Genomic DNA, 19,207 nt, shown 5'->3' on the forward strand with positions numbered 1-19,207 from the left:
CCGATGGGTGACGTCTGGTGCGCAGGTTCGAATCAGGACCCGCAACCCCTTTTGTCATAACATCGTCGGACTTTTGTATTGCTCAGCTTTGGCGAATTCGAGGATACCGAACAGCTCGCCGCGTAGCTCCGCATGCACCTCGCCGCGCTTGTCACCAGGAGTGAGCACGATCTCGCCGATCAACGAGCGCAACGCCTCGGCGGCCGCACGTCCATCATCGTCTTGAGCGAGCGCTGCGTGAACTGCTCGACCCCGCTTGCGGTAGAGAGTGGCTAGCCGCGCGCGAGCGCGCCGTAAACAGCGCCGTAGCGAGCGAGCGGCGGGTTTGCGCCTCATGTCCGCCATCCCCGCACCACCGTCCGGCTTCTATAAGCGGACATCGCTGGTGCCGACGCTCCTGTCGACTTCGCGCCCCAAAGCGGCCATGCGTCGATGCCTGCAATCGCCGCACAATGTATTCAACGAACGCGTAGACTGCTGGATTAGACCCGACAAATCTTGATAGGCTGCCGGTCTGGAGATCGCACCATGAAGGAGGTTGAAAAGCTCGCAGTCGAGGTTGTCGCGACTGGCCTCGGCTGGCCCGAGGGTCCAACGATGCTTTCTGATGGGCGCGTTGTCATCGTCGAAAGCTATCGCAGCCAGCTGACCGCCATCGATCGTGAAGGAACTGCTTGGCAGTTCGCGTATGTTGCGGGAGCGCCGAATGCATGCGTTCTCGGTTCGGATGGCCTGCTCTACGTCTGTCAGAATGGTGGCACGACCGGACCTTGGCGGGCCGCGGAGATGACAACGCCATCGATCCAGCGAGTTGCCGAAGGCGGAAAGCCGGAAATCCTGCTAACAGAAGTTGCGGGCATTCGGGTCAATGGCCCAAACGATCTCGTGTTTGCTGCTGATGGCCGGCTTATCTTCAGCGATCCCGGCACATACAACCCCAGCAATCCGGACCCCAGCTACATCTTTGCCGTCAACCCCGATGGCAGTGCCTACCTTGCTGTCGGCTTCGACGAGCCGACCTTCCCGAATGGACTGGCGATCGAGACGGACGGCTCGATCGTCTGGGCTGAGTCCTACACGGGGCACGTCAAGCGGCAGCGTCCCGATGGTTGCGTCGAAGATCTTGGCCGCTTGCCTGGAACCAATCCGATCCCGGACGGGCTGAAGGTCGGCGCCGATGGCCGCCTTTATGTCACAGATATTGCCGCCAATGGTATTCATGTGCTGAAGCCCGACGGTACCGCGGAAGGTTTCTTCATCTGCGGCAAGGCAACGACCAACTGCGTCTTCTCCGGCGAGATGCTTTGGGTGACAAATGCCGGCGTGCTGGCGACCGGCAGCGACCCCTCCTTCGAGGGCACGCTCTGCTGTGTGCGTGTTCCGGGGGGCGGAGGACCGACGCATTATGGTCGCATCGGCGGTAAGAAACCGTGAGTAGTTCCTCGATTATCTCAAACATAGCCCCTCGGGCCAACGGCGGTGCCGGCGTTGCAGAATCACCTGCTTCGACGGCGGCGCTGAAGCGCCTGTACAGCATCGCCGCGGTGCGCGACGCCGCACTGCGGACGTTGCCGCGCCCGGTGTTCGACTTCGCCGACGGCGGCGCCGAGGATGAGCGAACGCTGCGCCGCAACGAACAGGCGTTCAACGACGTTGCTATCCTGCCGCGGCCCCTCAACGGTGCAGCGACACGGGATCTCTCCCTTGATCTCTTCGGCGCAAAGCTCGCCATCCCGCTCGGTATCGCGCCAACTGGCCTGGCTGGTCTGTTCTGGCCCGACGGCGAGTGCGCGGCAGCCCGAGCAGCGGCAGCCGCTGGCACCTTCTACTGCGCCAGTCACGGCTCGGCCTGCACATTGGAGGACATAGCAGCCACCGGGACCAGCCCGCGATGGATGCAGGTGTTCGTCTACACCGATCGCGGCTTCACCCGGGAAATGGTGGATCGGGCGAGTGCCTCAGGATACGGCGCGCTGGTGCTCACCGTCGACAATCAGCTGCTCGGCAACCGGGAACGCGACATCCGCAACGGGTTTTCCATCCCGCCGCGCTTCGGTGTGGCAGGGACGCTGGCGGCCGCCACCAAGGCGGCGTGGCTGCTGCGCATGCGCACCCGGCTTCCGAAACTGACCTTCGGCAACTACCTGCGTCCCGGCGAGACGGCGACGGTTGGCGCGCTGGCGGGCCGCATGGCCGCACTGCTCGACCCTGGGCTGTCCTGGGCCGACGTCGATTGGCTGCGCACCGTTTGGTCCGGACCGTTGTTGCTGAAGGGCATCCTGCATCCCGGAGAAGCCACTGAGGCCGTGGCGCGCGGTATCGACGGCGTCATCGTGTCCAACCACGGCGGACGCCAACTTGACGGTGCCGTCGCGTCGCTCGACGCGCTGCCTGCGGTGGTCGCGGCTGTCGATGGCCGCATACCTGTCCTGATTGACGGCGGCGTTAGGAGGGGCTCCGACGTCGTCAAGGCGTTGGCGCTCGGAGCGTCCTGCTGCCTGATCGGCCGGCCACAGCTATGGGGGCTCGCGGTCGCCGGCGAAGATGGGGTGCGACACGTGCTCGAACTTTATCGCAAGGAGATCGACCGGGTCATGGGGCTGATGGGGGCACGGAGCCTTAGCGACCTCGGTCCAGACTGTCTTTCGTTCGTTCAAGCTACGAGGCTGCCACATGATTGAAGACCCGCCGCTGCTCACCATCAAGCGCCGTTTCGAGCGGCCTGCGGCAGACATCATCAGTGCCTTTTCCGGCGTGCCCGTCAGCCAGGTCGTCGACGCCATGGGCGGGCGCGGAGCCTTGCACCATGCGATCAAGCCGCTATCGCCAGCTGCTGCTACGCTGGTCGGCGTCGCCGTGACCTGTCAGTGCGGCCCTTCCGACAATCTCGCGCTGTTTGGGGCGCTGGATGTCGCCGTAAGTGGCGATGTCATCATTGCGGCCACCGACAGCTTTGCCGGGGCGGCGGTCACCGGGGATCTCGTGCTTGGCATGGCGCGCAATAAGGGGGTCGCCGGCTTCGTCACCGACGGCCTCGTGCGCGATGTTATCGGGATCGAGGCGGTCGGGTTGCCGGTTTACTGTGCTGGCGTCATCGCGAACTCGCCGGCGCGCAATGGTCCAGGCACAGTCGGTTTTCCGGTGGTGCTGGGAGGCGTGACTACCTCGCCGGGAGACATACTGATCGGCGACCGCGATGGCGTCGCCGTGGTACCCCGCCTGGAGGCTCGGACCGTGCTGGCGCGGCTCGCCGCCATCAAGGCGGCCGAGCAGGATCTTGATGCCAAGGTGCGCCAAGGTCTGGAAATGCCCGAGTTCGCCACCGTCGTCCTCAAGTCTGACAGGACGCGCTTCGTTGATTGAAATGGGGTTGCCGAATTGCAAGAAAGATTTGAGGACAACATCATCCCGATGAGGTGACGCGACTGCCAGCGTGCGGAGCGCTCAAACGTAATTTACGCGGCGCGCCGTTGGGGCAAATGGGGACCCGAGCGGGCTCGACGAGGGTCGACGGCAGTCACGATGCTGTGGTGGTGATCGCAGTAGAAGCGATCAGGCGAAGTTGGCCCGGCACAAAAACGGTAGCCGCCAGGTACTGACGGATCTTCGCTCACCGGGAAGCGGCACTGGTATACGCCGAGCTGAATGAGGGGAACGTCTCTTGACGTTAGTCTGATATTTTCAGGCATGATGGTTTCCAGGTTCCTTTAGTCCATAGCCATTGCTGGCTGACGACCGCAGTGCGACGTCGGGCGAGCTTCTCTCGTTTGGAGGGCTTTGGATGAGCATATGGTGCTTGTCGCGCCGTCAATGAAGTCCGACGCCCCGCTTCTGAGCCCAATAGTTTGCGACTTAAGGCCACACCTGCGAGATTCAGGAAACACAGGCAAAGTCCCATCGTAGGGCGCCTCGGCCGGGGTTTGTCCCTTGGCGGAGGTGTAGTGGCTTCGTGAGCGCGCGCCGCCGTGCACGTTCAGGACCCTGATGCCGTTGCTCTTGCCCAAAACCCAAACCGCTCCGAAAGACGGAGTTCCACCCAACGATGGCCTTTTCAATGTCCGCATTGTGAATGGCAGCAATGCGCCTCTTATCGAGCATTGAGACCAACGTCGCTGTGCACTCCTCCCAAGCCAATGTCCGCCTGCCGCGCTCCACGTTTATGGCAAAACGTTCAAATTTGAGCTTCCGCACTCATGCTTTGTCGAGGGTAGTCGAATTTTGCCTGGTACCGCTCCTGCGGTGCCCGCCAGCCTTCGATGAAATCCAGCGGATCGACGCTTGCCATCATTGCTCTCGCGAGAGCCAGGCGCTCCTCCAGGCGCTTGCGGCGATCTTCATCGTCCGAAGTGTTCAACCGCTTTTCGGCATCCGCGAAAAAACGCTCTACCGTGATCGCCTTGCCCCACTTTTCAATAATATCCGCAAGCTGCTGCTGGCTATCGGCTAGTGCCTGAGCCACCTTGCGAGCATCCTCCTGTTTCAGATAGCGCTCCCACTCCTCCTCTCTCTCCTTCTTCCTCTTCGCCGCCGCCACATCCTCGGCGTCCATAAGGCGCTGAACAGTGCCCTTGGCCGCCTTCAAGGTTTCCACGATTTTTGGGATCAGAGCGCCAATCACTTCCTGCTCGGTCGCTTGCCAAATGACAGATCAGTCGATGCCCTTTTTCGGCGAGTAGGCAATGACCCGAAAGCGCCCGCAGGGCACGTCCTGCTCCCTTGTCCAGGAATGCGTTAGCTGCCAAGGCTTGGCGGATCGGATGAGCCTGCTGTCCTCCCGATGGTATTCGCCATCGAAGTATCGCACCGTCACTCTTTCGGTCATTTCGGTGATGGCGAGCCCGATCGGCACCGTGTCAACATAGAGGACGGTAGGTCGATCCGGAGCCCAGATGCTCCCGGAGTGATAGTGCCCGTATTTGCGATCCTTGCTCTCCACCTCCTCCAGGAACATCTGAAGAATGAGCTGTTCTTGCGTCATCTGTTCTCTTCCGCGGCAAGAATGCCTCGCTCTCTGAAGATCTTGTTCTGGGACGGAACGGGGCTTCACCAAGCGCATGGACTACGACGGTTCGTGTGGCCGTGGCTAGCCGACGAGGCTGGCGGCTCGGTGGCGCTGTCCTCATTTCTGCGCTTCCTTGGGATAGTTTGTCTTGGCAATTCGGTGCGATGGATTAGGGCCGGCGCGGAGAAATTGCACGGCTTTCGAGACGCGGCTCCCGTGTTGGGCAGGAGATCGTCACCCGAAGGGCGAACACGCGCAGTGGCTTCGTCCTGCGCAGCTTTTGGGCGTAGCTGATAGAGCCCGGTGCTGCGCAACAGGATGCCCCAATGCTTCATGGGTACTTGCCTAATGTCGATTGCCCGCGCTTTACTGACCTATTCTTCAGCACCAACTTAATTGCAGGCACCCGTGGCTCCAAAGTATCTCTCGTATTTTCCCAAGCCATTACTGGACGACCTTGTTAACGGACGCTGGCTGCCCGTCATTGGCGCGGGCATGTCGCTCAACGCAGTGTTGCCACCGCCTGCAAAAATGCCGCTATGGGGCGATCTCAGCAAACATTTCGCGGATGAGCTGACGGACTATTCGCCGACTGGGGTGCTGGATGCGATCTCCGCCTACGAACATGAGTTCGGACGAACGCGCCTTATCGAACGGCTCGCCGAGCTGCTTCACCTTGATAAGGTGCGGCCCGGCCCTGCGCACAAGGAGTTTTGTACTCTTCCGTTCGATATTGTTTGCACGACCAATTTCGATTTTCTGCTGGAGAAGCAATACGACCTCGAACGGCAGGACAACCGTTCGGTCCATCCGGTAGTGGATGAAGACCAACTCTCCATCAATATCGGGACTACCGGGATACTTTTGCTCAAACTCCATGGCGATTTGCGCCACCCCAAGCGCCTTGTGGTGACAGAGGCCGACTATGACGGGTTTTTGGCTAACTACCCACTGATTGCTACCTATCTCGCCAACCTGCTCATCACGAAAACGGCCGTGTTCGTGGGTTACAGCCTGGACGATCCTGATTTCAGGCAAATCTGGCACGTCGTCGCAACCCGCCTGGGTAAGACCCGGCGTATGGCGTACGCTGTCGTAGTCAATGCACGACCAGGCGACATTGCCCGGTTCGAGCGTCGAGGCGTCAAGGTCGTCAACCTGCCAGGAACGCGAGACCGCTACGGGGACGTTCTTGCAGAAGCCTTTGCCGAGCTCCGCGAATACCGCCGCGAGCATGCAGGCCCAACGCTAAAGCCAACGGACGAGAAGCCACTCGAACAATTCCTGTTGCCCCGCGATGCGATGACGCGGCTTTGCCTGTTTGCAACGCCGCTGGACGTACTTCCCTTTTATAAGCAACACATCTTTCCTCTTGCTGAAGCAGCGGGATTTGTTCCGGTGACGCCAGCCGATGTGGTCAATCTGGGTGAAAGCATCAGCGCCAAAATCGACACGCTTATCGACCGCGCTGCCGTGATGGTCGTCGACGCCACAACCCGCAACACCCAGTTTGAACTGGGCTTGGCGCTAGGACGTGCGCAAGAGGTTTCCACGCGTCCCAATCGCCAGCCTTTGCGAGTCATTCCGGTTGTCACGGAATGGAACATCGCGGATTCACCCCCAGGAGTCTTATACATAAGCCGCCCGCTTATCTTATCTGAAGACAGCGACTTCATCCACATACTCGGCCAGACATTCGTCCACCTGGGGCAAGAGATGGGCCATGTGCAGAATCTTGAGCCGCGGCGCCTATTCAATGCCAAGGAATATCGTGCGGCTGTGATCGCGGCTATGTCGCTGTTGGAGGCAGAGCTTCGAAAACGCTTGGACAAAGAGCCATGGGAAAACGTCGATAGGCCACTGTCGCTCAGGCAGCTCTTTTTTCGGGCTATCCGCGCAGGCCATATCGAAAACGCGACTGAAGAAGAAGTTTCCAACTGGATGAAACTGCGTAACACCGCTGTCCACACCGCCCTGCCGGTCGGGCGCAATGAGGCGAAAGCGGTTGTCGAAGGTGTCGAACGGAGTCTAGGACTTCTGCTTGCGTAGTCAGCTATTGGTGCAGTTTCTTTCGTCGGATCATCAGCGACCCGATATCCATAGAGGTCGCGTCCTTTCAATTCGCGGAACGGAAAATTGCTTTGGAGAGCCGTTGAAACGCCGGGTCCTCTCCCCATGCATGGGCGACGAGGCACCAAAGGATATCGAAATGCTCTCCATCCTTGGCCACAAGAATCCCGACGCACTTCGATAGCCGTTGGTCGTTTTGTGGGCCTCAACAAACTGGCACAAGCCACGAACCCGCATCGTGGGCCAGTCCGGGTGTGCGACCCATTCAGGATCGGCCGGAACGAAGATAAAGCCGCAATCGGTTGCGGGAAAGGTGAACCGGCATGGCCTCCTAAACTCGTCTTTTTGCGCCTTCTCGATACAAAGCATAATCCGCTCTTTTGCAGCACGCCATGCCACCGGGAAGCTTCGCAGACTCCAGCAAGATGTCGTGATAATCGTCGCTCAGCTCCGGTACCGAACGATGGTCATGCAGCCCGCGCAGGAACGGCGCCAGATTCCAGTCCTGTTCGTCCTGTATAAGCCTACGCGCAAAATCCTCCGACGCCGCCCCCGGGGCCGCGTCCGGATCACACCAATGAAGTGGCCTACGAAGGCTGTTTCGGAAGAGCGCGGCACTCTCCGCAAATTCCGTAAGCACCAATTCGCGATAGCGAAAATAGCGCACGACTTCCTCGGGAACGCGAAGCAAGCGGGACAATTCGAGGTAATCATTCGCATCGATGATATGAATGAAGCCCTCGGTCTTGCTGACATGGCGACGAACGCGGCGGCAGTCCTCGGGCAGGTTCGGGGATGGTCGGTAGACAACGACTTTCAAGATGTCCTTGAAGGCCGTGGCCGCCAGATTGAAGACACGGCCACGTTCATTGGGGACAGGGATATCCGGGCAGCTTCGCAGGTGGCGCAGCGTTTCGCACACCTGCTTCGTTGCCTTTCCACGCACCTTGCTTTCGAACCACCGGCGCTCAGCCTCTGCATCGCCAGCTTCGCCCCTCGCCCTGCGGCGTGAATTTCGTCCGAGCGAAGGTAAACTCCTCGAGAAAGAGCAGGCTGTGGAGATGCTGGCTGATGAACGATTGTACGTCAGGGGCGGCGTCGAGCATGGATCGCAACAACGTTTGAGGGAAGCTTGTTTTTAGACACTTCGAATACAATATCGACGGTTACGCCGGACCATCTTTCCGTAAGCACCTGAGACCGAATGCTCGCCCACCCGGCGCGCAACGATCGAGAGGTTCGGCTATTGTTTCAGGACACTTCAAAAAGCGGTTCGGCGCTACTTGCACGCGCCCGAAGGAAGGATTCCGATACGGCGGATTAATGCTCCAGGCGGATCATGCAAGCCGCAGTACGAGCTTTGGCACGCGGAGAGGGTCGATTCTTAGACGGGTATGCTGCACCCGGCCGCTGTGAAGTCTCCCGAACTTCGCTTTTGAGCAAATCCTAGGGAACTACGACGTCATTTGATAAGATGTAACGGCAGTTGCGCCACCTCGCGCGATAGCTCTTCGATTACCAGTTTCGCATCTTCATTTAGAGCCCTGTTCATGTAGCTAACCAAGACGCTATCGAATTCCATGTTGTTAACTGGCGAGTCTTGCGGTGCGATTATAAAATTGTATGGCGTCAAGTAACGTACGCGAAGTGTACTGTTCCCTGTGGTATCAACATAAACCCCGTCAATGTAGGTTCCGCCATCATCATATTCTCCACGATTGAAGATATGTGACCCCGCGTATAGCCCGTATTCCTCAGCGGCGTATCCGCTCATCTTTATCCGTTCTTCCAGTCGATCTGGATCCGCTTCATAGAGGCCGGTGGGTTCCATTGCGTCGACTTCGACATAAACGAAGTTCCATTTGTAGGTCGCACCGGGAACGGCGGCTATCCGCCGAATCTTCAGCTCGTCGTGATTAATAAGGACCACGGACGCATCGATTTGGGCAAAGCGTTGGATGTCGAGATTTCCATCGCGCCACCACCAGATTGGGGCCGCATCGCTAAACTTCAGCGGCTGCTGGAGTAGACGTGCCAAGCGATCGATAGCGTTAGCGCTTTGGTCGAACCATTCGATGCTTCGAACACCGGGAAACGCCTGTTGGAACCGGTCCGAAAAAAGCTCAACGGCGTCCCACCCTTAAACTTCGGCAGCGGCGGCTTCCCCTCCTTCTGCGTCGTGTTGGCCGGCGCGCTACCGCCGTCATTCGGCGCGTCGGGTACAACGTGCGTTTCCTGCTGACTCGGTGGAGTACCGTGACGGGGCAGGGAAACCGGCATAATTGACGAGCCTTGGCGACTAGCGGCGGCTAGGTCGAAGACGATCTCAGACAAGAGCAGTTGGTCGAACTGGCTGATTGGTCCACCCTCGCCCCGCGCACCCCGACGTTCGGAGATCAACCGGCTCAGATCCTCAAGCCGCAAATCGTCCTTCTCGTGATCCAGTAGATACTTCGTGAGGTGATCGAGCCCCAAGCGAGTGTCATACTCGGCACCTTTACCTAAGCTCGGATCAGCCAGTCGGCGGGCCATAGCCGCTGCGCGCATCACCGCTTTGGGAACACGGTCTTCGCCGTCGAAAGGTTGGAGAATCGTCCGATTGTTGGCACTCACCCCAAGAAACTGGTGTCGCATTTTTTGGGTCATACTGATGCTACCTGCGAGCAGACGATTGCACGGCGCCGCGGACGCCGATCCGGGCAAGCCGTCAATCGTCGCGCCGCTCAACAGATCGACGAATGTGTTGCTCGAATAAAAGGAGGGCTGGTTCTCTTTCTGAATATCAAGGTCAATCTCAGCTTGCGTTACAGCTGCGACACTCGCGAGCGGTTCCACGATACGACGCTGCAAGAGGCTTAAGAGCGTGATCTCGAGTTGCTTCTTTAGGGGGAACAGCTGGCCAAGCCACGTGGCGCGCGCCAACGCGTTCATGGATGTTCCGAATTTCACGACCAAATCGACATCGCTTAGGGATGTGAACTGCGCACCGCCTCGGTAAACCAGACTGCCGAACAGATAGACGCCTTCGGCGCCACGTTCAGCAGCAACTAGTCTAGCCCAGCTATCAAGCGCCGCCCTAAGTTCGCCAAGATCGATGTCTGACACGACCACCCCTTCCCCTAAAGACCTAGTTCATGATCACGCACAAGATGGTGTTGGAGGCAAGCCCACCCGTTGATCCCAAGTTGCATGCGTGCGGCCAAGCGAAAACAAATCAGCCGACGAGCCGTAGTGCGTATCTTGGCGAGCAGACCGTCGGTCTGAAACAGATCCAAGTGACCTACGCGCGCTCCCGGACCGCAGTGACTGTCGGCAGGATGAGAAGCCCCGCGCGCGAGCGGCTGCCTGGCGGAGGCGAACGCCATTATCGCGTATCACGGCTTCGGCAATCGCGAGGTGCGATTTCATTGGAAATATTGAGGAAATAGCGATGACGCGCATCGCAGACTTCTTGCGCACATCGTGAAGCGAAACGAAAACCATAATGAAAACAACCATCCGACCGAGCCGCACATCGCGGCCCTTTATCCTGCCATCCCTCCCCGCACTCCTTGGAAACCAACCTCCTACCGCAATTTATCGACGGAACCGACCGGAATGCGATTGACCAGGCTTCCAGTGATCATCGCGCCAGCACCGCCGGACGCTTGGCGAACAGGCTCTCGATACCGGATTTCCCCGCGGATGAATCTCTAAGAGAGAAGCCATCCGGCTGCGGTTCGAATGCCGTCAGATCGATGACGGCTCGGGCGCTCGCTGATCGCATGCGGGGCAGATGGATCGCCGCGAACACCATCCCGGTATCACAATCGGCATCACCGCAGCTAAACAATGCGGTGTCGCTCGAGGCGTTCGCGCTATGCGATAAAATCACTGAGCCGAGCACACTCACCCTGCCCGATCTTTGCCGTGCACGTGACGAGATTGGAGTCGCACCATTGATCAGCGGTGCGATTTACCTGACGTACTCGATCGCCTCGCGCGGCAGCGGTCGGCCAGCTGTAAGGTGCTCTTTGTATCGCCCAGGACCGGCATTGTAGGCAGCTAGGAGGCCGTTCTGGCCGTATCGGTCGAGCATCTCGCGTGGATAGGCTACTCCCGCAAAAATGTCGTCGCGCGGTCGAAAAGGATCGTCAACGAGACTGAATTTGATGCGCAGTTCTTCCCACGTCGCTTGCATAATCTGGCATCAAGCCCATTGAGCCTTTGCTCGAAAGTCGGTTGGCTCGGCACTGTGTGATATCCGCGCGTGAACTCAGCAAGGCTACGAATTTCGCCCATTTCCGTGCCCTTGGGAGGCATTGCGCGGAATGCGGCGGGCCTGGAGAGTCAACGTTCTCTGCAGGGAATGCCGTGAGCCGATCTCCAAAAGCAAAGTATATCGCCAATTCACTTATCACGCGCCGTTGCCATAATTGAGTCGATTTTCAGCCAGGAATATGAGACTGTTCTAATAGAATGGGACTAAGGCTTGGAAACGTCGCTTTCGCGCGATGCACACGGCACGGTCTAATCCGATCCGACCAATGGATCAGTTTTGACGAACGATCGATCCACGAGCAAGAAAAGATGCGGGGGTGCATGGGAATAGTCGGCAAAGCTATGGCAATCGTCTTGTTGTTTTGCTGCGCGGCATATTTGGTCTCAGTCCCTGAGAACGCGTACGCATCTGATCCTTGCGAAAGATGCCCCGCGTGCTGCTAAAACGCGTCACGCAGTGGCCTGGGTGGGCCAAGCGTGGCGATCGTTCGAGCAACAGTTCTCCGCGAAAAAGAGGCATGGCATTTATGAAGGTTGCTGGCGAGCTAGTCGGATTGCTCACAGGCGTTCTTGCCCTGATGGGAGCAGCCCTGCTTGCGGCTGAATACCTCTTTAATTTCACCGTTTTTTTTGACCCGTCAAAAGAATATGCGGCGTCGTACAATTCTACTGTTGTACCGGTAATCCAGATCGGAGATCAGTTCATCGCGGAAAACATAAGCGAAATCGAGAAGAATGACCGAGGTTCTTTTGAAAGGCTTGCCCGCGAATTTGTGATCGAAAAAGGGTTGCAGGGGCGGCTCATATCAGCCGTTGACTCGGTCGAGTTGATCATAAAGTGCCAGCAAAATTGGTTTTGCCGAATTGAAAACTACGAGACTTATCAGCGACCAATACGCGAGTTGTGGTATACTTACCGGCCAGCTTTGACCGACATTCGAGGTAACATACGTCCGCTTGACTTTGGAGTGATCCTCGAAGAGGAGGCAAACCGAGTGCTGGCGGACGATCGAGCAGCAGGCCTCACGCCCAAGTCATAGCAGCAACGCCGAACTCCGACCGCCATCGTGCCGCGCGCTCACGTTTCTAACCCAGTTCGTCCTGCTTTCAAGTTCTTCCCCCCTCACCCTCACGAGCGCGGTTTGGGGGCGGAACCGCACATATCGATACAGGTCGGGGAACCCATGGTCACGTTGCAGTCCTTCCTTTCGCCGATGCAAATGAAGTAACCGGCTTTGGTCAGCCGTCGTCCCTCCCACTGCTAGAGGATACTAAACCAACCGAATTTGAGGTGAGACAGACACGATGCGAGCCTGAGCCTCAACCATGCGGTTGAGACCCGCTGGGGTGACCCTGTCGACCGGTGAGCTACCCATCGGACGGCGAGAACAGCCAGTCGAAATCGAACGGTTCGCCGTCAACAGTGCCGGTCGAATGCAGCAGAGAAACGTCCATCCACAACTCTGCCGCAGAATCGCTGTTCACCTCAACATAAACACCTGGCACCAAGGCGGTGGGAGTGACCAAGGCAAGGGGTTTTCCTCCTATGTCACCTTTGGGCGGCATCCGTTGGCCCTTCGCATCCCAGAAACTGGAACTTGGCTTTGTTTCTGGATTCTCGTCAATGGCAACCGACGGGCCAACAATGCCATCTGCAGATTTCGGCAGGCCGAGCCTGTACTGCACAAGATCTTGATACGCAGTGCCCATCTTGAGAACCATGTTTTTCAATGAAGATCGATGCACAAACGGCGCGACGAAGCGAAAGAACAGGCGCATAGTTCCACCTAGCGCTCCGGGGTAAGAGCCGGTGGAAAGCAGATCAAAGTACGCCCACCGGTACGTGGCGGGTATGTCATAAGGAACATTTCCATCGCAGAGGATATCGGCCGGCGTCTCATATTCAATGACACGGCATGCGTGCTCGATCGGCGGCTGGTCCTGGTCCTCACCGGTTGGGTTACCAGAGTTGGCTTGATCAGGCCTGAAGCGCGCGCGTAGACCTGTATCGGCCTGCCCAACTCGTCGAGAAGACGCGATGTTATGACAGCTGTGTCGGTTTGAACATGAAGTGGATAAGGGCTGGTAGAGGTTGAGGAGCAGGCCCAGATGGGCGTGCTGCTTTGCCCGCGACCGATGCTCAGGGTACCATCACCACGGACTGCTTCGGCCCCCAACCGGGACGGTTTGACCGGCTCCACTCGTAATTCTCCGTTTGCTGCGACGCGGATGAGTCGAAATCGCGCCGGTGCGAGTTCATCGGAGGAATGTCTGCGCGCTGGCGATCGTTGCATTGCGCCGGCTTTTCCGTCAGCCCGGATGCAAGAGGTTGAGCGTGACGCTCCGGTGCGCAATGCGGCTAGTACGGGCCCAGATGTTCCAACGCATATTGGACGAGCTTACCCAGAAGGTTCTGAAACCTTCTCCTCGCGCAGCTCTGCGAACGCCACCAAACTGCTAGCTATGACGAATGCAAAGCCTTGAGTGTTCACGCCTCCCAGGTCTCCGTTTCCCACTGCTATGAGGGTCGCCAAATCCGATCAACATCTAACCAGGCGAACGTACAGCCGCAACAACGGCCCAAAAACAGGTAAAGCGGATGGCGCTGTTCCACAGCAGCTTCGAACCGGAAACAGACATGGCGGCTCCCCGGCCCTTCGCCTGTCAGTTCACCTCTAATCGGTCTGACAGCGATGTTTTAACAAGCTCTAGATTGTCAGCAGGGCGTTGGGAATGGGGTTCCCCAAGTTGATCACATTGTGGTGCACGATTTCGGCTAATTCAGCTGGATCGCCCTCGGCCGGAAGGTCCGGGATGCCCAATCCTCATTGGCTCGCGCTTGCGGCTGGTGCGTAGGTAGGGGAGCAGCGCTGTCGTCCTTCGATCTCTTCCAGCAATAGAGCCACTTTGAAATGACCGCAGAGCAAAGTTCCCAGCGCATCCAGACACTTCCTGCAATGAGGCGCCTTCGGGTTTCCTTGGCGCGCGAGCAAGGATAGGTGGTCGCAATTGACGGCTGTACGCGACTTCGGAAAGTTGCGCGACGATTGGCCGGCAACGCAATTCTCTCCCGGGTACGAAATGGTCAAACCGCAGCAGTCTTCAGAGGTGAATGCATCCAAAATTGAGCAGCCTGGCCCGATTTCCGTTCTGCCACACTTCGGTTCGCGTCGCGTCGTACGAACTGTTCGTAGGTCGCAGCTGCGAGAAATCGTCCCGCTATCGGACACGACCATTTACGAAATGGAACAACGAGGCGAGTTCCCCCGACGGTTCAATCTGACCCCCCGCTGCGTCGTTTGGGACCTGGGAGAAGTCGAAGCGTGGATTCAGGAACGGCGGAACGCGTCCTCTACTGGTTCGATCGAACTGGCCCCGGGACCCGACGTACGGTTGCGGATGACGAGACCCGTCAAATCGGATCGAGGATGACCGCTGCCCCGGAAATCGGCTGCAGTGTGGGTGCGTGTTTATTGCCAGCCGCCCACGCTTCAATCATGTCGGCCCACTCCTGCAGCATATGGCGCCGCTGCGGTTCATATTCTGCCTTGTTATAGACGCCGCGGGAGGAGCGACTGTCTTCGTGCGCAAGGCATTTTTCGATCCAGTCTCGATTGAATCCGATCTCGTTTAGGAGCGTGGAGCCGGTCCGCCGTAGATCGTGCACCGTAAAGGGAGCAAGCGGCAGATTTTGTTGTTTTGCGCGGTCCACAATCGCCATCGTAATCCGATTGAAGGTCGCGCGCGACATGGGTTCGTCGGCGTCGTAGCGAGATGGAAGCACGTATCGAGAGTTCGCAGCGCAAGTCTTGAGCGCAATCATGATGTCGAGGGACTGGCGGGACAGGTAGACGTTATGTGGCTTCTTCCGCTTCATTCGCTCTTTGGGAATGCTCCACACCGCGTTCTCGAAGTCGATCTCATCCCACGTCGCCTCCAGAAGCTCACTTTTCCGAACCATCGTGAGCAGGATCAGCTTTAGGCCCAGCCGAATGGTCGGCAACGTCGGCACGTTTTCCAACTCTTTCAGCATGAGTCGAATTTCTACGGGTGACAACGCCCGGTCTTTCGCCTCGAAGGTGGCTATGGAAGCTGGCCCTACCTCGTCCGCCGGATTGGCGATCTTCTCGCCGTGCAGAATGGCATAACCATAGACCTGCTTAACGATATCCCGGACATGAATGGCCGTTGCTGGTGCGCCACGATCCCTGACTTTTGCGCAGAGCGCCCGCAAGTCGTCCGACGTTATTTCCGTGAGGAGTCTTTTATCCCAAGTCGGCGAGATGTCTCGATCGAAGACGGCTTTGCGCATCGAGCGCGTGCTGTCCGCCATCTTCGCCTCTTTAAACCATACTCTGCCGGCATCGCCGAACGTAGCCGTCGCAGACAGGCGCCGCTTGTCGCGCTGCTTTTCCTGGGCTGGCGATTTTCCGGCTGCAACCATTTTTCGTGCGGCAAGACAGCGGTCACGCGCCTCTGCTAGCGAGATGCCTCCCTCACCATAGCGCCCAAGCGTCACTGTCTCTCGCCGACCATTCACTCGGTAGTCGTATCGGAACGATATCTGCCCTGTGGGAGCCACGGTCGCGTACATACCGTCACGATCAGTGACTTTGTATATTTTCTCTTTTGGTTTCAGCTTCTTAAGTGCGATGTCTGTGAGCATAGGAGGAGGCGGACTGGCGCATCTAGGATTGTGAAACGCCTAACTTTACCGTCATTCGTTTTACCGTCAAGGCCCTGGGAGAACCCATTGGATTCAATGCCTTACCTCGAAAGATGCCAACATGCTTGAGTCCGGCGCACTGACGGCATCAGTCTGCAGCGAAGATGACGCGAAAAGGAATGCCGTCAGATATACCGTCAAATGATTCCGCTTAGGGGCGATAGTCAGCGATAGAACTAGACAGAAAAGCACATAAGATTCAGACGGTTAATGAAGTTTCTTCGATAGTCGCCGAATGCTGGCGAACGACCTACCTTTATTCCCACTCAATTGTTCCCGGCGGCTTCGACGTCACATCATAGACCACGCGGTTGATGCCGCGGACCTCGTTGATGATGCGGGTGGCGGCGGCGCCCAGGAAGGCCATGTCGTAGTGATAGAAATCTGCCGTCATGCCGTCGACCGAGGTGACGGCGCGCAGCGCGCAGACGAATTCGTAGGTGCGGCCGTCGCCCATGACGCCGACCGTCTGCACCGGCAAGAGCACGGCGAAGGCCTGCCAGATGGCGTCATAGAGGCCGGCCTTGCGGATCTCGTCGAGATAGATGGCGTCGGCTTCGCGCAGGATCTCCAGCTTCTCGCGCGTGATGCCGCCGGGGCAGCGTACGGCAAGACCCGGGCCCGGGAACGGGTGGCGGCCGATGAAACTCTCGGGCAGGCCGAGTTCCTTGCCGAGTGCGCGGACCTCGTCCTTGAACAGTTCGCGCAGCGGCTCGACCAGCTTCATGTTCATGCGCTCGGGCAGGCCGCCGACATTGTGGTGCGACTTGATCGTCACCGACGGGCCACCGGTGAAGGAGACGCTTTCGATGACGTCGGGATAGAGCGTGCCTTGCGCCAGGAAATCGGCGCCACCGAGTTTCTTGGCCTCTTCCTCGAACACCTCGATGAAGAGCCGGCCAATGGTCTTGCGTTTCTTCTCGGGATCCGCCTCGCCTTCGAGCGCACCGATGAAGCGATCCGACGCGTTCACCAGAATGAGCGGCAAATTGTAATGTTCACGGAACATCGAAACGACGCCGGCGGCCTCGTCTTTACGCATCAGGCCATGGTCGACGAGGATGCAAGTGAGCTGGTCACCGACGGCCTCGTGGATGAGCAGCGCGGCGACCGAGGAGTCGACCCCGCCCGAGAGCGCGCAGATGACCTTGCCCTTGCCGACCTGCTTGCGGATCGCCTCGACCGCGTGCTCGCGGTAGGCGCGCATCGTCCAGTCGCCCTCGATGCCGGCGATGTTGTGGACGAAATTCCTGAGCAGCCGGGCGCCGTCGGGCGTATGCACCACTTCCGGATGGAACATGATGCCATACATCTTGCGCTCGACATTGCCGAAGATGGCGAAGGGCGAGCCTTCCGACTTGCCGAACACCTCGAACCCCTTGGGCAAGGAGATGACGCGGTCGCCATGGCTCATCCACACCTGGTGACGCTGGCCGATTGCCCAGAGGCCCTCGAACAGCGGACTTTCCTTCTCGATCTCGACGAAGGCGCGGCCGAATTCGCGATGATTGGAGCTTTCGGCAACGCCGCCCATCTGCACGCACATGGCCATCTGGCCATAGCAGATGCCGAGCACCGGCACGCCGGCCTCGAAGACGATCTGCGGCGCCCGCGGACTGCCGATATCCGTGGTCGAGGCCGGACCGCCGGACAGGATCACGGCTTTTGGATTGATGCGCTTGAATGCCGCCTCGGCCGACTGGAACGGCACGATCTCGGAAAACACGCCGGCTTCGCGGATGCGGCGGGCAATGAGCTGGGTGAACTGGCTGCCGAAATCGACAATCAGGACGGTGTCGGGTTGATTGGCTGTTTTCATGGCGAGCGTTTAGAGAAAGAAACGAGTCGGCGCAATGGGTTGCGAACCTGACTTTCAGACGGTCCCGTCACGTCACCGGGAGATGCCGTCCGAAGCAAGCCCGAGCCGATCGCCTGTTCGAGGCGCATGACGGCATCCGCCAGCTTTTCGTCGATGACGTGCAGATATTCGGTCCAGTCGCCGACATGCCTGAGATCAGCCGCACCGTCGGAAATGCCGCGCAGCCCAATCAGGGGCACGTCGAACAACTGGCAGGCGCGCAGGCAGGCGAAGGTCTCCATGTCGACCATGTCTGCCGCAATTGCATCAAAGGCCGCGCCGGTGATGATTGCGCCGCCGGTCGACAGCGTCGCCTCCTTTATGCCCGGGATGCGCAACGGCAGCGGCACCGTAACCGGCAAATCGAGAAATGGCGTCGCGCCCTTCTCGAAGCCGAGCGGCGAGGCGTCGATGTCGCGATAGCTGACCGAGACCGCCTGATAGATTTCCGTCTGCTCCAAGGTCCGGCTGCCGGCGGAGCCGAGCGACACGACGAGGTCCGGCAGCGCATCTTGCGACTTCAGCCAGGACAATTCGGCGCCAAGCCGGACGGCTGCCTCGACCGGGCCGACACCGGTCATCAGCGGGGTGAACAGCCGCTGTAGATGCGGCCCGTATTCGGCCTGCGCAGCCATGACGAAAAGGACATCCTTGCCGGACAGGCGCGACACTTTATCGGTCATGATGATTTACTCCTCCCTGTCCTGCAGTCTTCACCGCCTGCTCGCCGGAACCCGCTGCCTGCGGCAGCTCCCGGCGTTCGTGGCCTTTCATCGTGCCACTGGCACGATGAATTCGCCTGCGGCGAACCGGCCACTCACCCAGCAATCCCGTCGCGGCCCACCATCGTCATCATGGTGCCGGTCATGGTGGCGATCAACTTGGCTTCGCCGTCGGCGGCGAAGGCATAGGCCTGGCCGTCGGCGACGATGATGGTGCGGCCGGGCTTGGTCACCGAGCCGCGGAACAGGAAGCGCTCGCCCCTGCCCGGCGCCAGCAGATTGACCTTGAACTCGATGGTCAGCACGCCGGAATTCTCCGGCATCAGCGAGAAGGCCGCATAGCCGCAAGCCGAGTCCAGCGCGGTCGAGATGACGCCGGCATGCAGGAAACCATGCTGCTGGGTGAGTGCGGCCGAATAGGGCATTTCGATTTCGATGATGCCGGGCGTCACCAGCGTCAATTCGGCGCCGATGGTCGCCATTGCCTGCTGGCGCGCGAAGGACGCCCTGACGCGGTCCTCATAGTCCGGAGCGGGTACGATCTTTGCTGCCATGGCCGTCGCTGCTTT

At 58.9% G+C, this 19,207-nt stretch carries 20 protein-coding genes; 6 read left to right on the plus strand and 14 right to left on the minus strand.

Going from position 1 to position 19,207, the window contains the following annotated elements; translation table 11 throughout:
* Positions 1-54: 54 nt before the first annotated feature.
* Positions 55-183, minus strand: a complete 129-nt coding sequence (locus ACIU1A_RS19005) for a hypothetical protein (protein ID WP_404924982.1) — start codon at positions 181-183, stop codon at positions 55-57.
* 345 nt (positions 184-528) lie between these two features.
* Here ACIU1A_RS19005 and ACIU1A_RS19010 point away from each other — a divergent pair, with 345 nt between their 5' ends.
* The 3 genes from ACIU1A_RS19010 (at position 529) to ACIU1A_RS19020 (ending at position 3,363) form a co-directional block, all read left to right on the plus strand.
* Positions 529-1,434: an SMP-30/gluconolactonase/LRE family protein gene (locus ACIU1A_RS19010; RefSeq protein ID WP_404924983.1), complete on the plus strand. Its 906-nt coding sequence runs from the start codon at positions 529-531 to the stop codon at positions 1,432-1,434.
* A gap of 110 nt (positions 1,435-1,544) precedes the next feature.
* The gene (locus tag ACIU1A_RS19015) at positions 1,545-2,681 is read left to right on the plus strand and encodes an alpha-hydroxy acid oxidase (RefSeq protein WP_404924984.1); all 1,137 of its coding nucleotides are present in this window, start codon (positions 1,545-1,547) and stop codon (positions 2,679-2,681) included.
* Positions 2,674-3,363, plus strand: a complete 690-nt coding sequence (locus ACIU1A_RS19020) for an RraA family protein (RefSeq protein WP_404924985.1) — start codon at positions 2,674-2,676, stop codon at positions 3,361-3,363. Before ACIU1A_RS19015 ends, ACIU1A_RS19020 begins: the two co-directional genes overlap by 8 nt.
* Before the next feature lie 92 nt (positions 3,364-3,455).
* Here the strand turns inward: ACIU1A_RS19020 and ACIU1A_RS19025 are convergent, their stop codons facing one another.
* The 3 genes from ACIU1A_RS19025 to ACIU1A_RS19035 form a co-directional block, all read right to left on the minus strand.
* A complete protein-coding gene (locus ACIU1A_RS19025; protein WP_404924986.1) occupies positions 3,456-3,689 on the minus strand; it encodes a GcrA family cell cycle regulator in 234 nt (77 codons plus the stop codon).
* A gap of 482 nt (positions 3,690-4,171) precedes the next feature.
* The gene (locus ACIU1A_RS19030; protein ID WP_404924987.1) at positions 4,172-4,618 is read right to left on the minus strand and encodes a hypothetical protein; all 447 of its coding nucleotides are present in this window, start codon (positions 4,616-4,618) and stop codon (positions 4,172-4,174) included.
* 30 nt (positions 4,619-4,648) lie between these two features.
* Positions 4,649-4,978, minus strand: coding sequence for a hypothetical protein (locus ACIU1A_RS19035; RefSeq protein WP_404924988.1), 330 nt, complete (start codon positions 4,976-4,978; stop codon positions 4,649-4,651).
* 432 nt (positions 4,979-5,410) lie between these two features.
* Here ACIU1A_RS19035 and ACIU1A_RS19040 point away from each other — a divergent pair, with 432 nt between their 5' ends.
* On the plus strand, positions 5,411-7,051 hold the full coding sequence (locus ACIU1A_RS19040; protein ID WP_404924989.1) for an SIR2 family NAD-dependent protein deacylase: 1,641 nt from the start codon (positions 5,411-5,413) through the stop codon (positions 7,049-7,051).
* Between the two features lie 352 nt (positions 7,052-7,403).
* On the opposite strand, the gene ACIU1A_RS19045 is transcribed toward ACIU1A_RS19040, so the two are convergent.
* From ACIU1A_RS19045 to ACIU1A_RS19065, 5 genes are all read right to left on the minus strand, one after another.
* Positions 7,404-8,018, minus strand: coding sequence for a hypothetical protein (locus ACIU1A_RS19045; RefSeq protein ID WP_404924990.1), 615 nt, complete (start codon positions 8,016-8,018; stop codon positions 7,404-7,406).
* Positions 8,019-8,534: 516 nt separating this feature from the next.
* Positions 8,535-9,110: a hypothetical protein gene (locus ACIU1A_RS19050; protein ID WP_404924991.1), complete on the minus strand. Its 576-nt coding sequence runs from the start codon at positions 9,108-9,110 to the stop codon at positions 8,535-8,537.
* Positions 9,083-10,177, minus strand: a complete 1,095-nt coding sequence (locus ACIU1A_RS19055; protein WP_404924992.1) for a hypothetical protein — start codon at positions 10,175-10,177, stop codon at positions 9,083-9,085. The genes ACIU1A_RS19050 and ACIU1A_RS19055 overlap by 28 nt, the downstream gene beginning before the upstream one ends.
* Before the next feature lie 517 nt (positions 10,178-10,694).
* On the minus strand, positions 10,695-10,964 hold the full coding sequence (locus ACIU1A_RS19060; RefSeq protein WP_404924993.1) for a hypothetical protein: 270 nt from the start codon (positions 10,962-10,964) through the stop codon (positions 10,695-10,697).
* Positions 10,965-11,027: 63 nt separating this feature from the next.
* Entirely contained in the window at positions 11,028-11,252 is a 225-nt protein-coding gene (locus ACIU1A_RS19065) for a lytic transglycosylase domain-containing protein (protein WP_404924994.1), read from the minus strand.
* Positions 11,253-11,850: 598 nt separating this feature from the next.
* On the opposite strand from ACIU1A_RS19065, the gene ACIU1A_RS19070 reads away from it, so the two are divergent.
* Positions 11,851-12,372 (plus strand): hypothetical protein, encoded by a 522-nt coding sequence (locus ACIU1A_RS19070; protein ID WP_404924995.1) that lies wholly within the window; start codon positions 11,851-11,853, stop codon positions 12,370-12,372.
* A 328-nt stretch (positions 12,373-12,700) separates the two neighbouring features.
* Here ACIU1A_RS19070 and ACIU1A_RS19075 read toward each other — a convergent pair whose 3' ends face one another.
* Positions 12,701-13,111: a hypothetical protein gene (locus ACIU1A_RS19075; RefSeq protein ID WP_404924996.1), complete on the minus strand. Its 411-nt coding sequence runs from the start codon at positions 13,109-13,111 to the stop codon at positions 12,701-12,703.
* A gap of 1,362 nt (positions 13,112-14,473) precedes the next feature.
* On the opposite strand from ACIU1A_RS19075, the gene ACIU1A_RS19080 reads away from it, so the two are divergent.
* The gene (locus ACIU1A_RS19080; protein WP_404927965.1) at positions 14,474-14,764 is read left to right on the plus strand and encodes a helix-turn-helix transcriptional regulator; all 291 of its coding nucleotides are present in this window, start codon (positions 14,474-14,476) and stop codon (positions 14,762-14,764) included.
* Here the strand turns inward: ACIU1A_RS19080 and ACIU1A_RS19085 are convergent.
* The 4 genes from ACIU1A_RS19085 to ACIU1A_RS19100 all read right to left on the minus strand — a co-directional run bounded on the left by ACIU1A_RS19085 (position 14,745) and on the right by ACIU1A_RS19100 (position 19,192).
* Entirely contained in the window at positions 14,745-15,998 is a 1,254-nt protein-coding gene (locus ACIU1A_RS19085) for a tyrosine-type recombinase/integrase (RefSeq protein WP_404924997.1), read from the minus strand. The two genes, ACIU1A_RS19080 and ACIU1A_RS19085, sit on opposite strands and share 20 nt — an antisense overlap.
* A gap of 316 nt (positions 15,999-16,314) precedes the next feature.
* Positions 16,315-17,877 carry a glutamine-hydrolyzing GMP synthase gene (gene guaA / locus ACIU1A_RS19090; RefSeq protein WP_404924998.1) on the minus strand — a complete coding sequence of 521 codons (1,563 nt, stop codon included), beginning with the start codon at positions 17,875-17,877 and terminating at the stop codon, positions 16,315-16,317.
* A complete protein-coding gene (locus ACIU1A_RS19095) occupies positions 17,874-18,599 on the minus strand; it encodes a 5'-methylthioadenosine/S-adenosylhomocysteine nucleosidase (RefSeq protein ID WP_404924999.1) in 726 nt (241 codons plus the stop codon). The genes guaA and ACIU1A_RS19095 overlap by 4 nt, the downstream gene beginning before the upstream one ends.
* Before the next feature lie 134 nt (positions 18,600-18,733).
* The gene (locus tag ACIU1A_RS19100) at positions 18,734-19,192 is read right to left on the minus strand and encodes a PaaI family thioesterase (protein WP_027146613.1); all 459 of its coding nucleotides are present in this window, start codon (positions 19,190-19,192) and stop codon (positions 18,734-18,736) included.
* Positions 19,193-19,207 lie beyond the last annotated feature (15 nt).

It is taken from the genome of Mesorhizobium maamorense, assembly GCF_044998965.1.
Classification (GTDB): domain Bacteria; phylum Pseudomonadota; class Alphaproteobacteria; order Rhizobiales; family Rhizobiaceae; genus Mesorhizobium.

Bases quoted from the DNA above. Each gene is read 5' to 3' on its own strand.
- ACIU1A_RS19035 (WP_404924988.1), bottom strand. From the start codon at position 4,978: ATGACGCAAGAACAGCTCATTCTTCAGATGTTCCTGGAGGAGGTGGAG.
- ACIU1A_RS19085 (WP_404924997.1), bottom strand. From the start codon at position 15,998: ATGCTCACAGACATCGCACTTAAGAAGCTGAAACCAAAAGAGAAAATA.
- guaA (WP_404924998.1), bottom strand. From the start codon at position 17,877: ATGAAAACAGCCAATCAACCCGACACCGTCCTGATTGTCGATTTCGGC.
- ACIU1A_RS19025 (WP_404924986.1), bottom strand. From the start codon at position 3,689: ATGCCTGAAAATATCAGACTAACGTCAAGAGACGTTCCCCTCATTCAG.
- ACIU1A_RS19075 (WP_404924996.1), bottom strand. From the start codon at position 13,111: ATGCGCCTGTTCTTTCGCTTCGTCGCGCCGTTTGTGCATCGATCTTCA.
- ACIU1A_RS19070 (WP_404924995.1), top strand. From the start codon at position 11,851: ATGGCATTTATGAAGGTTGCTGGCGAGCTAGTCGGATTGCTCACAGGC.
- ACIU1A_RS19095 (WP_404924999.1), bottom strand. From the start codon at position 18,599: ATGACCGATAAAGTGTCGCGCCTGTCCGGCAAGGATGTCCTTTTCGTC.
- ACIU1A_RS19065 (WP_404924994.1), bottom strand. From the start codon at position 11,252: ATGCAAGCGACGTGGGAAGAACTGCGCATCAAATTCAGTCTCGTTGAC.
- ACIU1A_RS19100 (WP_027146613.1), bottom strand. From the start codon at position 19,192: ATGGCAGCAAAGATCGTACCCGCTCCGGACTATGAGGACCGCGTCAGG.
- ACIU1A_RS19010 (WP_404924983.1), top strand. From the start codon at position 529: ATGAAGGAGGTTGAAAAGCTCGCAGTCGAGGTTGTCGCGACTGGCCTC.
- ACIU1A_RS19020 (WP_404924985.1), top strand. From the start codon at position 2,674: ATGATTGAAGACCCGCCGCTGCTCACCATCAAGCGCCGTTTCGAGCGG.